The sequence below is a fragment of the Vitiosangium sp. GDMCC 1.1324 genome (genome assembly GCF_003044305.1).
GTDB lineage: Bacteria > Myxococcota > Myxococcia > Myxococcales > Myxococcaceae > Archangium.
Genome location: NZ_PZOX01000020.1, coordinates 64,068 through 77,879 on the forward strand (window position 1 = coordinate 64,068; position 13,812 = coordinate 77,879).

Below are 13,812 nucleotides of genomic sequence, written 5' to 3' on the forward strand. Positions count from 1 at the left end.
ACCGGGCGTCGGGGCGGCCGAGGAGGTGGATGAGTCGACCGCGGTGGCCATCGCGCTCTGGAACAGCGCCGCGCTCCAGGCGGACATGGCTCAACTGGGCGTGTCCCGGGCGGACCTGGCCGAGGCCGGAGCGCTCCCCAACCCCACCTTCTCCCTGCTCCTGCCGGTAGGTCCGCGCACGATCGAGACCACCCTGCTCCTGCCGCTGATGGCCCTGTGGCAGCGTCCGGCCCGCGTCGCCGCCGCCAGGCTCCAGGTGGAACAGGTCGCACGAGGGCTCGTCCAGAATGGGATGGACCTCGCGCGTGACGTGCGCGTCGCCCATGCCGAGTGGGTGCGCGCCGAGGAGCGGTGCGAGGCGCTGGACGAGCTGGCGGCGCTCTGGAAGAGGACGGCCGAGCTCGTCGAGGTGCGCTTCCAGGCAGGGGACGCCAGCCAGATGGAGGTGGCCACCTTTCGCGCCGAGGCCCGGACGGCGGACGACAACGCCCAGCGCGCGCGGACGGACGTGCTGCTGGCCCGGGAGAAGCTGCGTCTGTTGATGGGGTTGGCCTCCAGCCCCCTCCTCGAGAACGTCCGTCCGCTCGCGGGGACCCGGGAGGTTCGCCCCCTGCGTCCACTGCCGGACCTCGTCCAGCTCGCCCTGGCGGCGCGGCCCGACGTGCGCGCGGCCGAGCTGGGCATTCAAGGGGCGGGAGAGCGGCTGGGTTGGGAGCAGACGAAGATCGTCAACCTCCTCGCGCGGCTGGACACCAAGCCCACGACGACGGCGACCGGCTCCACGTCCCTCTGGGTGCCCGGCGCCCAGATGGAGCTGCCCATTTTCAACTGGAACCAGGGAGGAGTGGGCCGGGCCGAGGCCGAACTCGCGCGTGCTTCCTCCCGCTACCTCCTCCTTCGACAGCAGGTGTCGAACGAGGTGCTCACGGCCCATGCGCAGGTGGTCCAGGCGGCCCGGTCGCTCGAGGCTTTTGAGACAACCATCCTGCCGGAGCTCACCACCGCGAGCGACCGGGCCCGCAAGGCCTTCGAGGCGGGCGACCTGCCCTACCTCCAGGTGCTGGACACCCTTCGGCGCCTGGCGGACGCCAGGCTGCGCACCCTGGAGCTCGAGGCGGACCTTCGTCGCGCACTCGCCCAACTGGATCGCGGTCTGGGCAAACACGGAGTGGCCCATGAATGACAATCTTCGCCTCCTGCTCGCATCCGCCGCCCTCGCGACGTCCCTTGCGTGCCGGGGCAGTGCTCCCAACGCGGCTCCTCCCCCTCCCGCGGCGACCGTGAGCGCCCACGTGCCCGAGGCAACGCTGGCGACGGTGACCCTCACGCCGGAGGCCGAGTCGCGGCTGGCCCTGAAGGTCCAACCCGTTCGGAAGCGAAGTGCCCTGCACACGCATGTCGCGGGTGGGGAGGTCATGGTGCCCTCCGGAAACGCGCTGATCGTGACGGCGCCCGTAGCGGGCCTCGTCGATGGGGCGGGGACGTCGCGCGCCCTGCGTGTCGGGGCCAGCGTGTCGAGGGGGGATGTCCTCTTGCGGCTAGTGCCGCTCGCCACCGTGGACAGGGATCTGCGCGCGCAGGCACTGCGTGCGGTGGAGTCCGCCAGGGCGAGAGCCGAGGCCTCGGCGGCCCGCCTCGCTCGCTCGGAGACGCTCTTGAAGAACGGAGCGGGGACGGAGCGCTCCGTCGAGGAGGCGCGGGCGGACAACGCGGTGGCCCAGGCGGAGCTCCAGGCCGCCCAGACGCGCCTGGACATGGTGGGCAAGGCGCCGCTCGAGTCGGACGTCAGCATGCCCGTTCGCGTGCCGCGTGAGGGCGTGCTGCGGCAGGTGTGGGTCGCGCCCGGGCAGTCCGTCGCGGCCGGTGCGCCCCTCTTCGAGGTGGTGGGCGTCCGCGCCAACTGGGTGCGCGTGCCGCTCTTCGTGGACGAGGCCTTCTCCTTGAAGGCCGACGCGCCCGTGCGCGTTCACGCGCTCCTCTCCGGGAAGGACCCTGGCGTGGAGGCGCTGCCGGTGATGGGTCCGCCCGCCGCGGACCCGGTCGCCGCCACCGTGGACTCCTTCTATGAGCTGCCCGCGTCGGCCCGTTTCGCACCGGGCCAGCGCGTGGGGGTGACGGTGACATCGGGTGAGGCGAAGGACGTGCTCTCCGTCCCGTCCTCCGCTGTCGTCTACGACGCGCTCGGCGGGGCGTGGGTGTACGTGCAACAGCGAGAGCACGTCTACGCCCGCAACCGCGTCGACGTGCTGCGCGCCGAGGGCGCCGAGGTCCTGCTGGAGCGCGGCCCTCCGGAAGGGGCGTCGGTCGTGGCGGCCGGGGCGGCGGAGTTGTTCGGCACGGAATTCGGCGCCGGACACTGACGGAGACCCAACATGCGCAAGCTCATCTCCGCCTGCCTTCACTTCCGAGTCCTTCCCCTGGCCGCCTCGGCGCTGCTGCTCGTCCTGGGCTACGCGAGCCTGCGCGACATGCCGGTGGACGTGTTCCCCGAGTTCGCGCCGCCCCTGGTGGAAATCCAGACGGAGGTGCCCGGGCTGTCCAGCCTGGAAGTGGAGAATCTCGTCACGCTTCCCCTGGAGAATGGCCTGGCGGGAGTGCCCGCTCTCAAGACACTCCGCTCCAAGTCCGTTCTCGGTCTCTCGTCGGTCGTCCTCATCTTCGAGCGGGGCGCGGATCTCTTCCGGGCGCGGCAGATGGTGCAGGAGCGGTTGGCGCGCGTCGCTCCCACGCTGCCCTCGGTGGCCAGGCCGCCCGTGATGCTCTCGCCCGTGTCCGCGACGAGCCGGGTCCTCAAGGTGGGCCTGGTGTCCGACTCGCTCGACCGGATGGCGCTGTCGGATGTGGCCCGGTGGACGATCCGCCCCAGGCTGATGAGCGTTCCGGGCGTGGCGAACGTCGCCATCTGGGGGCAGAGGGATCGCCAGTTCCAGATCAAGGTCGACCCCGAGCGCCTGCGCGCCGCGAATGTCCGTCTCGAGGACGTCCTCCGGGCGGCACGAGAGGCAAGCCTCCCCGCCTCGGGCGGCTTCGTCGACACGCCCAACCAGCGTCTGGCTGTCAGCCTGACGGGGGCCACCAGCCTCGCGGCGCTCGAGGAGGTCCAGGTGGCCTTTCGCAACGGGGCCTCCGTCCGTCTCGCGGATGTGGCCACCGTGGAGGAGGGGCACCCGCCGCCCATCGGAGATGCCGTGGTCGATGACGAGGCCGGCATCCTCCTCATCGTCGAGAAGCAGCCTTGGGGCAACACGCTGGAGGTGACCCGGCAGGTGGAGGCCGTGCTCGAACAGCTGCGCCCCGCGCTCGAGGGCATCACCGTGGTGCCCGCGATCTTCCGGCCCGCCACGTTCATCGAGCGCGCCCTGGGGAACCTCCGCCATGCGGTGGTGCTCGGCTGCGTGATGGTGGTCGTCGTCCTGTTCGCCTTCCTCCAGAACTTCAGGACGGCCGCCATCAGCATCGTGGCCATTCCCCTCTCGCTGGTGGGCGCCGTCGTGGCCCTTCGCCTGGCGGGGGCGACGGTGGATACCATGGTGCTCGCCGGGCTCGTCCTCGCGCTCGGCGAGGTGGTGGATGACGCCATCATCGACGTGGAGAACGTGCAGCGGCGCCTGGAGGAGAACCGGCGCCTGGGCTCTCCACGCTCCGCCTTCCAGGTCGTCCTGGACGCTTCGCTCGAGGTGCGCAGTGCCGTGGTCTTCGCCACCGTGATTGTCGTGCTCGTCTTCCTCCCCGTGTTCTTCCTGGACGGAGTGAGCGGCGCCTTCTTCCGTCCGCTCGCGGTGGCGTATGTCCTCGCGGTGGCGGCGTCCATGGTGGTGGCGCTCACGGTGACGCCGGTGCTGTGCCTCCTCCTGCTGACGCGCGGGCATGCGCAGCCGCCACGGCTCGGCGGGTGGCTGCGGGAGCGCGCGAGCCCGCTCGTTGCGTGGGTGATGGACCGCCCGCGCCTGGCGCTCGGGAGCGTTGCCGGGGTGGTGCTCGTGGGAGGTGCGCTTGCGGCGCTGCTGGGGGAGGGCTTCATGCCTCACTTCCAGGAGACGGACTTCCTCATGCACTGGGTGGCCAAGCCCGGCACGTCGGCCGAGGCCGTCCAGCGCACCGCCCTCCGGGCCAGTGCCGAGCTGCGGGCCCTTCCAGGAGTCCGCCACTTCGGAGCCCACATCGGTCGGGCGGAGGTGGCCGACGAGGTGGTGGGTCCCAACTTCGCGGAGCTGTGGATCAGCCTGGAGGAAGAGAAGGACTACCGGGCCACCGTCAAGCGCATCCACGAGGTGGTGGAGGGCTACCCTGGCCTCTACCGGGACGTCCAGACGTACCTCCAGGAGCGAATCAAGGAGGTGTTGAGCGGTGCGAGCGGGTCCATCGTGGTGCGCGTCTACGGCTCGGACCTCGACACCCTTCGAGCCAAGGCAGCCGAGGTGGAGGGAAAGCTCCGGGCCATTCCCGGGGTGACGAACCTCAAGCTGGAGCCCCAGGTGCTGGTGCCGCAGGTGCAGGTGCGGCTGGACCCGGAGGCGACGCGACGGCTGGGGTTGACTCCCGGCGACGTCCAGCGCGCGACGGCCACGCTGCTCCAGGGCACGAAGGTCGGCGAGGTGTACCGCGACGAGCGCACCATCGACGTCGTCGTGTGGGGAGAGGCGCATTTGCGTCAGGACGTCACCGCGGTGAGGGATTTGCGCTTCCTCTCACCGTCGGGTGCACCCGTCCGGCTCGGCGATGTGGCGCGCGTCGAGCTGGTTTCCGTCCCCAATGTCATCCAACACGAGAGCGCTTCCCGCCGCATCGACGTCACCTGCGACGCGCAGGGCCGCGCCCTGGGGGAGGTGGTCAGTGACATCCAGCGCGTCGTCTCTGTCATCGAGTGGCCCATCGGCCATCACGCGGAGCTCCTGGGTGAGTTCGCGGAGCGCCAGGCAGCGCGGACGCGACTCTTTGGCCTCGCGGTCCTGGCCATCCTTGGCATTGCCTTCGTTCTCTACCTGGATTTCCAATCCCCGCGCCTGGTGGCCTTCACCCTGGGGACGTTGCCGTTCGCGCTCGTGGGAGGATTGATCGGGGTACTGCTCACCGATGGAGTGGTGTCGCTGGGCTCGCTCGTGGGGTTCGTCACGGTCCTGGGGGTTGCCGCACGCAACGGCATCCTCCTCATCAGCCACTACCGCCATCTGGAGGTCGTCGAAGGCGTCCCCTTTGGCCGAGACCTGGTGCTTCGCGGAACCCTCGAACGGCTCCAACCCATGGCCATGACGACCCTGACGACGGCACTGGCTCTGGTCCCCCTCGTCGTGGGTGGACTGAAGCCGGGGCAGGAAATCGAGCACCCCATGGCCGTCGTCATCCTCGGTGGGTTGGTCTCTTCCGCCGTGTTGAACGTGCTGCTCGTTCCTGCTCTGTACCTGCGCTTCGGGCGCGGAAGGGGGCCATCCGCGGTGGCGCCGGGCATGGAGACCTTGCCGCAGGTGGATGAACTCCCTGCCCAGGCCAGCGAAGACGCTCGATGAGCCCGATACGTCATCAAGCGACCAGGACAGGCGGCTGCTGTGGCCTCAGGTGGACCAGACGAGCGCCAACTCGAGCTCGATGTCCTCGAAGGGCATGGCACGGACCCGCTGGTCTCCGGAGAAGGAGTCGGCCAGGAGCCAGTCGCGCCCCTCGAGCCGGAAGACGTTGAGCGTGCGGGTCAGCGGATCCACGAGCCACAAGTGGCGCACGCCTTCCCGAGCGTAGATGCGCATCTTCGGTCCCATGTCCATGTGCCGCGTGCGCTGGGAGAGGACCTCGCAGACCCAGTCTGGGGTGACGTCGTAGTGCTCCGGGACATCGTCCCCTCCGGCGGCGTTCGGCAGGCGCTCGCGCTTCCAACCGGCGAGGTCCGGCACGAGCTTGTCCGGGCGGGGGCCGAAGTGCAGCTCCGGCTCGTCGAGGATGACCCATCCGCCCGGTCCTCCCTTGCCCAGCGCGAAGGGTCCTCCGATGAGTATGCCCAGGCGCGACTTCGCGCTGGCATGTGGACGGGCCGGGCGGGGGCTGAGGTACAGCTCGCCATCGAGGATCTCCGCCACCATCTCTGGCGGAGCCGCTTGGAAGGCCGCCTCGACGGACGGGTCGTTGCGCTCGGTAGACTCGGACTCGGGAGGGCGTCGGGTGGCCATGCGGGGAGATTTCCGCATGAGCCGCGCCTCGTGCAATCCCAAGGCTGCGGCATTTGTTTGCGACCTCGCGTGACTTCAGCGCGGATAACGGGTGAGGAGCGAGAACCCCGGCTCCTCGACGGGCACGCGCTTGCGGAGCGACGCGAGGAAGGACCACGAATGGTCCGACAGGACGACGACACCGGTGTCTGTCTCCGCCGAGAAGCCGATGAAGCCGGCGTAGCCTCCCGTCACCGAGGAGCACCACACCAGGGGTTTGCCCCTCACGTCGGAGACGTTCCACCCGAGCCCCACGTGCATGCCGCGGGCCTTCGCGCGCGGGCTGTGCGCGAGCCGCATGGCCCGGCCGAGCCCGGCATCCTGATGCCCGAGGTTCGCGTCGAGAAAGCGCAGCAGGTCCGGCACCGTCGAGCGGAGCGCCCCCGCCCCGGGGAGCGATGGGAAGGTCCAGCCTGGTACCGGCAGGCCACGAGCGGAGTGACCTGGGAGCAGGCGCCGCTCCTGCTCCTCGGAGAGGCGGACGGCGATGGTGTCTCCCATCTGCAGCGGCGTGCAGAGGTGATCCCTCACGGCGTGTCCATAGTTGAGCCTCAGGCGGCGTGAGAGGACGTGTCCGAGCACGCCCATGCCGATGACGGACTCGACGTACTTTCGCGGCGGCGGATGCTTGGGCTGGTAGCTCCGCAGGAAGGCCCCGAACAGCTCCGCGCTGTAGTGGCCGTAGGGGTCGGCCGGGTTCTGCTGCGGGGTCCGCAGGTTCGGCGGGACGTGCGGCATGCCCGAGGTGTGTGTCGCCAACTGCTCGAGCGTGATGCGGCCGGCGACCTCATTCGGGAGGAGCGGCAGGGGGAGCAGTTCCTTGAGGGGCGTGTCGAGCCTTGCCTCGCCCCGGTCCACCAACAGCGCGAGCAGGGAGCCGGTGAAGACCTGGGTGAGAAAGCCCAGCTCGTACAGGGACTCCGCGGCGGGAGGTGAGCCCTCGTGGCGGAGGGCCTGCACGTGGTGCACTCCGCGGTGCGTGATGCCCACGCACAGCGCGGCCGAGGGGTAGGCGCGCAGGTAGCGCCGGGTGGCGTGGAGGACTGCGTCGGCGGGTGAGCCGGAGGACTCTGGGCGGGTCATGGGATTGGGGCGGCGGAGCAGTCAAGCGTGCCTCTCCGCCCCCTTCAAGACGCCCGTACGAGATGTCTGACCTTCCGAGACACCTTCAGAGGTTCACCCAGCGTTCAACGGACGTGGGGGCGGAGGTCGTCATCGCCCGGCGCACGCGCGTTTGTTAGGGTCCCGCCGTTTCTTCCTCCTGGTCCGGCACCGTCCCGGCGCGCCTCGTTCGCGACCGGTCTCCGGCCCAAGCCAACACGCGCTCCCGATGAACGCAGGACCTGACCTGTTCGCCGCTTCCGTCGATGTGAACCGCTTCGCGCCGCTGGCCGAGCGGATGCGCCCACGTACGCCCGAGGACTTCATCGGGCAGTCGCACCTGCTCGGCCCTGGCGCTCCCCTGCGTCAGCTCATCGAGCGCAAGGCGATTGTCTCCTCCCTGTTCTGGGGGCCACCGGGCGTGGGGAAGACCACGCTGGCTCGCATGCTGGCGGCGAGCGTCGAGGCGGAGTTCGTCAGCCTCTCGGCCGTCTCCGATGGCATTCCCCGCATCCGCGAGGTGGTGGCCGAGGCCGAGCGCCTGCGCAACCAGTACCACCGGCGCACCGTCGTCTTCGTGGATGAGATCCACCGCTGGGCGAAGAACGTCCAGGAGCAGGCCCTGCCCCACGTCGAGAGCGGCCTCTTCATCCTGCTCGGGGCGACGACCGAGAACATCAGCTTCGAGGTCAGGCCCGCCCTCATCAGCCGGTGCCGCGTCTTCCAGCTCCGCGAGCTCACTCCCGAGGACATCCGCACCGCGCTCTTGCGTGCGCTCTCCGACGTGAAACGGGGGCTCGGGGCCCGGCAGCTGATGGCGAGTGACGAGGCCCTCACCGTCCTGGCGCAGGGGAGCGGAGGCGACGTGCGCAAGGCGTTGGGGGCGCTGGAGCTCGCGGCCCAGCTCACCCCCGATGGCGGGGAGATCTCCCGGGAGATTGCCATCCAGGCGACGGGCACGAACCTGGCGCGGCATGGCAAGGACGGGGACTCGCACTTCGATCTCCTGAGCGCCCTCCAGAAGTCGTGCAGGGGCTCCAACGCCCAGGGCGCCATCTTCTGGGCGGCGCGGCTGCTCCAGACGGGAGACGATGTGGCGCTGTGGCGCCGGCTCAAGGTGATCGCCGTGGAGGACGTGGGGCTGGCGATGCCCGAGGCCATCAGCATCGTGCGCGCCTGCGAGGAGGGCTTCTATTCCGTGGGGATGCCGGAGGGGCGGATCTTCGTCGCGCAGGCGACCCTCACCCTGGCCACGGCGAAGAAGAGCAACCGGGCCTATCAGGCGATGGATGCCGCGCTCGCGGCCGTGGAGGCGAACCCCAACGCGGCCCCACCGCTCCACCTGCGCAATGCCCCCACCGAGCTCATGAAGGAGCTGGGGTACAAGCAGGGCTACCAGACGCCGTGGAACCACAAGGACCACTACGTGCCCGGGCAGACGTACCTCCCCGAGCCCCTGGAGCGCTCCATCTTTTACCGGCCGAGCAAGGAGGGCCACGAGGCGGAGATCCACGAGCGGATGAGCCAGTGGTGGCGAGAGGACAAGGCGTCCCGCGGGGAGTGAACTCCCCGGGACGGGGGTGTTTCAGGCAGCCTGCCCTGGAGTACCACCCCATCATCTGATGGCGTGCCGTGGTGTGTGTCGGGCGTACTCCTCTCCGGGTAGCTCCAGGGGAACGTGCGGGAAGGCTTTACCCACCGCGGCCCCGCCCCTGCTGTGCTTTCAGGGGTTTCCCTCTCTGGCGTGGTGGTTGCAGCGCGTACCCGCCGGGGGGGACATATGAAGCTGGTCAATACGTTCGTTGCCTTGGACGGACGCAACGAGGTCGACCTGGAGCGGCCAAGGAACCTGGTGGATCTGGATCGGGTGGTGTCGCGCGCACGCAGCGGCACCGAGCCGCGCTGGACGTCCCGGGTGGCGAAGGGGGTGAAGGCCCTCTCGTACTCCGTGGGCCTGCACCTCGCCTCCAGACCCATGGCGGAGGGCAATGCGGCCATCCTCTTCTATCACAAGGTCCAGAGGCGGCAGGTGGGCGTCTGGGGCGAGCCGGTGCTCGATGTCCGGGAGTTCGAGCGTCATGTCATCTTCCTGGCGCGCGAGTACCAGCCGGTGCTCCTGTCCGAACTCGTCGCGGGGCTCAGCGGGCGGGCGAGGTTGCCCCGGCGGGCGGTGGCGCTGACGTTCGATGATGGCTATCGCAACAACCTGCACCTCGTGGCACCCATCCTCGCGCGTCATGGCGTGCCGGCGACGTTCTTCGTCACCACCGGGCTGATTGGCACCGAAGGCTGGATGTGGGCGTATGAGCTGGAGGATCTCTTCTCCCGCTACCCGCCCGAGCAGGTGTGCCGTGCGAGTGGAGATCCGGCCATCATGCGGCTCGGCCTGCTCGGCTTGAGCCCGCGCGTCTTGATGATGGCGTGCGTCGAGTACCTCAAGGAGCTGCCGCACGGGGTGATGCTCGACGTCGTGGAGCGGCTGCGCGTGGCATTCCCGATTCCGGTGGACGACGAGAACCGTTTCCTCTCCTGGGATGAGGTGCGGGAGCTGTCGCACCACGGCTTCGAGATCGGCGCCCACACGCGCAACCATTCCATCCTGACGCGGCTCTCACTCGACGAGGTGGATCGGGAGCTCCGGGCGTGTCGCGACACCCTCGAGGAGGAGCTGGGCGTGCGTCCGATGCTCTTCGCCTATCCGAATGGAGCGACGAACCCCGCGGTGACAGCGCTCGCGAGCCGCTATTTCGAGGCGGCTGTCACCACGCAGTCGGGGCTCTGCTCGCCAGCGAGCGGGCTCCTCGAGCTTCCGCGCATCGGGGCGCCAGTCCAGGTCTCGGAGCTGGCCTTCGAGCTGACCTGGCGCTACCTGCGGACGCAGGCGTCGAGGTTCGCGCTGGCACCGTGAGCAGTCGAGGGGGAGGAGCGTGATGGAGCAGGCGATCCGGTGGGAAGAGGTGCCCGGGCTCGACATCACCGTCGAGCAGCGGGTGGGGATGGAGGCCGTGTCCGGGTGCGTGTCCGAGTGGGATGGGCTTGCGCGAGCCATGCCTGAGGCGGGACCGTTCGCGCTCAGCGGCTGGACGCGGCTGTGGATGGAGAGCTTCGCCCCGGGCTCGACGCTGCGGGTGTTTCGCGCGAGCAGGGGAGGGCGGGCGATTGCCATGGCTCCACTGCTCGAGCGGCGCGGGCGGCTGGCGGGCGTCCCCGTCCGGCTGTGGCAGTCGCCGTCCAACGAGCACTCGCAGCGGGTGGCGTGGGCGCTCGACGCGGCATGTCCGCGGGAGGCCGTGCGCGGCGTCTGGGAACGGCTCCGGGAGGAGCCCTGGGAGGTGCTCCTGCTCAAGGACATCGAAGCGGGCGGGGCGGTGGACGCGACGCTCGGCGAGGCCGCCGGGGAGGACGGCTTCCTGGTGGCGCGCTGGCCCTCGCTCGAATCGCCGTGGCTTCCGGTGGTCTCCCGGGACGCGCTCGAGCAGACACTCGACGCCAGGTTCCGTGCGAACCTCCGGCGGCGCCGCAAGAAGCTCGCGAAGCACGGCACGCTCGAGCTCGAGCGCGTGGAGGGCGGGGACGCGCTCACCCGTGCGCTCGAGGAGGGCCTCGGGCTCGAAGGGGGCGGGTGGAAGGGGCGGAGCGGGACGGCCATCGTCTGCCATCCGGAGACGCTCGCCTTCTATGGGCGGCTGGCGCGGTTCGCCGCGGAGGAGGGCTGCCTCTCGCTCTACACGCTCAAGGTGGGTGGCCGCCCCGTGGCCTTCCACTTCGGGCTGGAGTACGGGGGCCGCTACTACCTGCTCAAGCCCGGCTACGACGAGGGCTTCTCCGAGTGCTCTCCGGGGCAGCTCCTCGTGGAGGACGTGCTGGAGGACCTCGCGCACCGGGGCACGGCGGAGTTCGACTTCCTGGGTCCGAAGATGACGTGGAAGCTCGACTGGACGGAGCGGCTCCGGTCCCATGTCTGGCTGTTCATCCTCCGGCCCTCGCTCAAGGGGCGGCTCTTGTACGCGGCACGCTTCCGTCAGGGACCGGCGGTGAAGCATTGGCTCGAGGAGGTGGGTGGATGGAAGCGCTGATGGCCATTCCGTCGGTGCCGGACCTCGGCCCGGCGCAGCTGGTGGCGCGTTCGGGAGGCAGGCTCCTCTTTCCCTTCAACAGGGCGGGGCTCGAGCTGACCTACCTGGGCCGCAACGCGGTCTGGCGGGCGGCGAAGCAGCTGGGGCTCGAGGGCTGGGAGGTCATCGTTCCGGCGTACCACCATGGGGTGGAGATCGCGGCCCTGCTCCATGCGGGAGCACGGCTGCGGTTCGCTCGCGTGGATGCGTCCGGGCGGTTGGATCCAGAAGACGTCCGCTCGAGAGTGGGGCCTCGCACGCGGGCCATCTATGTCATTCATTACGCCGGTTTTCCCCAGCCCGTCGATGCGCTGGGAGAGATTGCGCGCGAGTGCGGTGCCTTCCTGATCGAGGACTGTGCGCTGTCGCTCTTCTCCCACGGAGACGGGCGCCCATTGGGAAGCAGGGGCGATGCTGCCATCTTCTGCTTCTACAAGACGCTCCCCGTGCCTCATGGCGGGGGCCTGCTCATGCGGGAGGTTCGCGCGACGGGGCTCGAGGCTCCCGCACCGCCTCCGCTCCTGCCGACGCTCTCGCACATGGCTGGCTCGATGCTGGTGTCGGCCGAGCGCCACTCCGGAGGCCTGGGCAGGTGGCTGCGGACGGTGGCGAAGTCCTTCACGGGGCATGTCCGGGCCAGGGCCCGGCGCGAGGACATCCCGGTGGGAACGCAGGAGTTCGACCCGGGAGTGGCCCATCTCGGGATGAGCGCCGTCGCGGCCAGGACACTCCGGTGCGTGGACGCGGAGCAGGTGGTACGCCGCCGCCGGGCCAACTGGCTCCTCCTCCACGAGCGGATTGGCAGACCCGATCGAGCGACCTGGTCCGCACTGCCGCCGGGGGTGTGCCCGCTCTTCTATGCACTCGAGGTGGATGACAAGGATCGCGCCCTGCGGCTGCTGTGGTCACGAGGCATCCAGGCGGTCGACTTCTGGAGGTCCGGCCATCCCGCGGCCTCGTGCGAGCGCTTCCCCGAGGTGGAGGCACTCCGGCGGCGGGTGGTGGAGCTCCCCTGTCATCAGGCGCTCGGCCCCGAGGAGCTCGAGCAGGTCGCGCGGGTGGCGAGGGAGGCGCTGAAGGCATGAACGGCAACGCCTGGATGCAGCGGGAAGAGACGGGGCGCACCCTCCCTGGCGCGTGCCGCTGGAGGGTGGACATCGTGCGGGAGACGCAGGGCTTCCAGGTGCTCCGCGACGAGTGGCGGAGCCTGAGCGAGGCTGGCCGGGCTCGCGTCTTCAACACCTGGGAGTGGCTCTTCGGCTGGCATCTCCACCTCGGGAGGCAGCGGCGGCTCTTCCTTCTCACGGTGAGGGACGAGGCGGGGGTCCTCGCCGGAGTGCTGCCGCTCTCTATTGAAGAGCAGCGGTGGGGCGGTGGCCGCCTGAGGTGGCTCCGGTTCCTGGGGGATGACGGCGTGGGGAGCGACTACCTCGACGCCATCCTCCGGCCCGGGGACGAGGCCGGCATCATGGGCGCCCTGGCCGAGGCGCTCGCGGCGACCTGGCGCGAGTGGGACGTCCTGGAACTGTCCGACATGGAGGAGGCATCCCCCAGCGTGGCGCTCCTGGGCGCGCACTGTCAGTCCCGGGGGTGGAACCTCGAGAGCACCGGGCGGAACCGCTGCCCCTACGAGACCTTCGAGTCCGGCGAGAGCTTCGACACCTTCCTGTCCCGGGTCGCACGGGCCGACAACTTCCTGCGCCGTCGCAGGTGGCTCGAGCGCCAGAAGGGGTTCGCCCTCACGAAGGCGGAGAAGCCCGAGGAGCTCGCGCGGGCGCTGCCGGAGTTCTTCCGGTTGCACGCCCTGCGCTGGGGAGGGCGCAGTGCGCTCGACGCACCGGACGTCCAGACCTTCCACCAGGCCGTGGTGCCGCTCCTCGCGGAGGCGGGAAGGGTCCGCCTCTACCTGCTGTCCGTGGAGGGGAGGGCAGTGGCATCGGTCTACGCCCTGCTGCACGGGCGCACCTTCAGCTACTACAACGCGGGATACGATCCCGAGTGGAAGGCGCGGAGCGTGGGGCTCGTCCTCGTGGGCGAGACGTTCCGGGATGCGCTGGCCGAGGGCTTCTCCGAGTACGACTTCCTCCGCGGTGTCGAGGCATACAAATCGGACTGGACGCGGCGGGTCCGGACGACGGTGAGGCTGCGCATCACCCGGCCGGCGAGCCTGGGCGACTGGGCCGTGCGTGCCCAGGCGCTGGAGCGGGCGGCCCGAGGGATGCTCCGGGACGCGCTGCCCGAGGAGTGGCTCGCGCGCCTCCGCCGGCTGAAGCAGTGGAGGCGGCAGGGCCCACTTCCCACGAGCGCCGAGGGGGCGTAACCCGGCAGGCAAGCGATACGAAGGCAGCGCCCTCGGTCTTCCTCTCGCTGCGCTGCCTGCTGGCCGCCCCCCGGTCAACGAG

10 protein-coding genes are annotated in these 13,812 nt (G+C 70.1%); 8 read left to right on the forward strand and 2 right to left on the reverse strand.

What is annotated here, in order from left to right; translation table 11 throughout:
• Positions 1 to 25 precede the first annotated feature (25 nt).
• Genes DAT35_RS42065 through DAT35_RS42075 form a run of 3 tightly spaced genes read left to right on the forward strand, consistent with a single transcriptional unit; the run spans position 26 to position 5,504 of the window.
• On the forward strand, positions 26 to 1,183 hold the full coding sequence (locus DAT35_RS42065) for a TolC family protein (RefSeq protein ID WP_158502117.1): 1,158 nt from the start codon (positions 26 to 28) through the stop codon (positions 1,181 to 1,183).
• Complete coding sequence (locus DAT35_RS42070; RefSeq protein WP_108074951.1) at positions 1,176 to 2,360, forward strand: efflux RND transporter periplasmic adaptor subunit; 1,185 nt, start codon at positions 1,176 to 1,178, stop codon at positions 2,358 to 2,360. Before DAT35_RS42065 ends, DAT35_RS42070 begins: the two co-directional genes overlap by 8 nt.
• A gap of 12 nt (positions 2,361 to 2,372) precedes the next feature.
• Complete coding sequence (locus DAT35_RS42075; protein WP_108074952.1) at positions 2,373 to 5,504, forward strand: efflux RND transporter permease subunit; 3,132 nt, start codon at positions 2,373 to 2,375, stop codon at positions 5,502 to 5,504.
• A 45-nt stretch (positions 5,505 to 5,549) separates the two neighbouring features.
• Here DAT35_RS42075 and DAT35_RS42080 read toward each other — a convergent pair whose 3' ends face one another.
• Together DAT35_RS42080 and DAT35_RS42085 are read right to left on the reverse strand one after the other, a co-directional pair.
• Complete coding sequence (locus DAT35_RS42080) at positions 5,550 to 6,155, reverse strand: Uma2 family endonuclease (RefSeq protein ID WP_108074953.1); 606 nt, start codon at positions 6,153 to 6,155, stop codon at positions 5,550 to 5,552.
• Positions 6,156 to 6,230: 75 nt separating this feature from the next.
• Entirely contained in the window at positions 6,231 to 7,277 is a 1,047-nt protein-coding gene (locus DAT35_RS42085; RefSeq protein ID WP_108074954.1) for a serine hydrolase, read from the reverse strand.
• A 247-nt stretch (positions 7,278 to 7,524) separates the two neighbouring features.
• Between DAT35_RS42085 and DAT35_RS42090 the strand changes: the two genes are divergently transcribed.
• From DAT35_RS42090 to DAT35_RS42110, 5 genes are all read left to right on the forward strand, one after another.
• Complete coding sequence (locus DAT35_RS42090; RefSeq protein WP_108074955.1) at positions 7,525 to 8,859, forward strand: replication-associated recombination protein A; 1,335 nt, start codon at positions 7,525 to 7,527, stop codon at positions 8,857 to 8,859.
• A 216-nt stretch (positions 8,860 to 9,075) separates the two neighbouring features.
• Positions 9,076 to 10,203, forward strand: a complete 1,128-nt coding sequence (locus DAT35_RS42095) for a polysaccharide deacetylase family protein (protein ID WP_108074956.1) — start codon at positions 9,076 to 9,078, stop codon at positions 10,201 to 10,203.
• Between the two features lie 22 nt (positions 10,204 to 10,225).
• Positions 10,226 to 11,371 carry a GNAT family N-acetyltransferase gene (locus DAT35_RS42100; RefSeq protein WP_108074957.1) on the forward strand — a complete coding sequence of 382 codons (1,146 nt, stop codon included), beginning with the start codon at positions 10,226 to 10,228 and terminating at the stop codon, positions 11,369 to 11,371.
• Complete coding sequence (locus DAT35_RS42105; protein ID WP_108074958.1) at positions 11,359 to 12,495, forward strand: aminotransferase class V-fold PLP-dependent enzyme; 1,137 nt, start codon at positions 11,359 to 11,361, stop codon at positions 12,493 to 12,495. Before DAT35_RS42100 ends, DAT35_RS42105 begins: the two co-directional genes overlap by 13 nt.
• The gene (locus DAT35_RS42110; protein WP_108074959.1) at positions 12,492 to 13,730 is read left to right on the forward strand and encodes a GNAT family N-acetyltransferase; all 1,239 of its coding nucleotides are present in this window, start codon (positions 12,492 to 12,494) and stop codon (positions 13,728 to 13,730) included. The genes DAT35_RS42105 and DAT35_RS42110 overlap by 4 nt, the downstream gene beginning before the upstream one ends.
• Positions 13,731 to 13,812: the final 82 nt, after the last annotated feature.

Excerpts from the sequence above, each read along its gene's own strand:
- DAT35_RS42080 (WP_108074953.1), bottom strand. The coding sequence starts at position 6,155 with ATGGCCACCCGACGCCCTCCCGAGTCCGAGTCTACCGAGCGCAACGAC.
- DAT35_RS42105 (WP_108074958.1), top strand. The coding sequence starts at position 11,359 with ATGGAAGCGCTGATGGCCATTCCGTCGGTGCCGGACCTCGGCCCGGCG.
- DAT35_RS42075 (WP_108074952.1), top strand. The coding sequence starts at position 2,373 with ATGCGCAAGCTCATCTCCGCCTGCCTTCACTTCCGAGTCCTTCCCCTG.
- DAT35_RS42085 (WP_108074954.1), bottom strand. The coding sequence starts at position 7,277 with ATGACCCGCCCAGAGTCCTCCGGCTCACCCGCCGACGCAGTCCTCCAC.
- DAT35_RS42100 (WP_108074957.1), top strand. The coding sequence starts at position 10,226 with ATGGAGCAGGCGATCCGGTGGGAAGAGGTGCCCGGGCTCGACATCACC.
- DAT35_RS42095 (WP_108074956.1), top strand. The coding sequence starts at position 9,076 with ATGAAGCTGGTCAATACGTTCGTTGCCTTGGACGGACGCAACGAGGTC.
- DAT35_RS42070 (WP_108074951.1), top strand. The coding sequence starts at position 1,176 with ATGAATGACAATCTTCGCCTCCTGCTCGCATCCGCCGCCCTCGCGACG.
- DAT35_RS42090 (WP_108074955.1), top strand. The coding sequence starts at position 7,525 with ATGAACGCAGGACCTGACCTGTTCGCCGCTTCCGTCGATGTGAACCGC.
- DAT35_RS42110 (WP_108074959.1), top strand. The coding sequence starts at position 12,492 with ATGAACGGCAACGCCTGGATGCAGCGGGAAGAGACGGGGCGCACCCTC.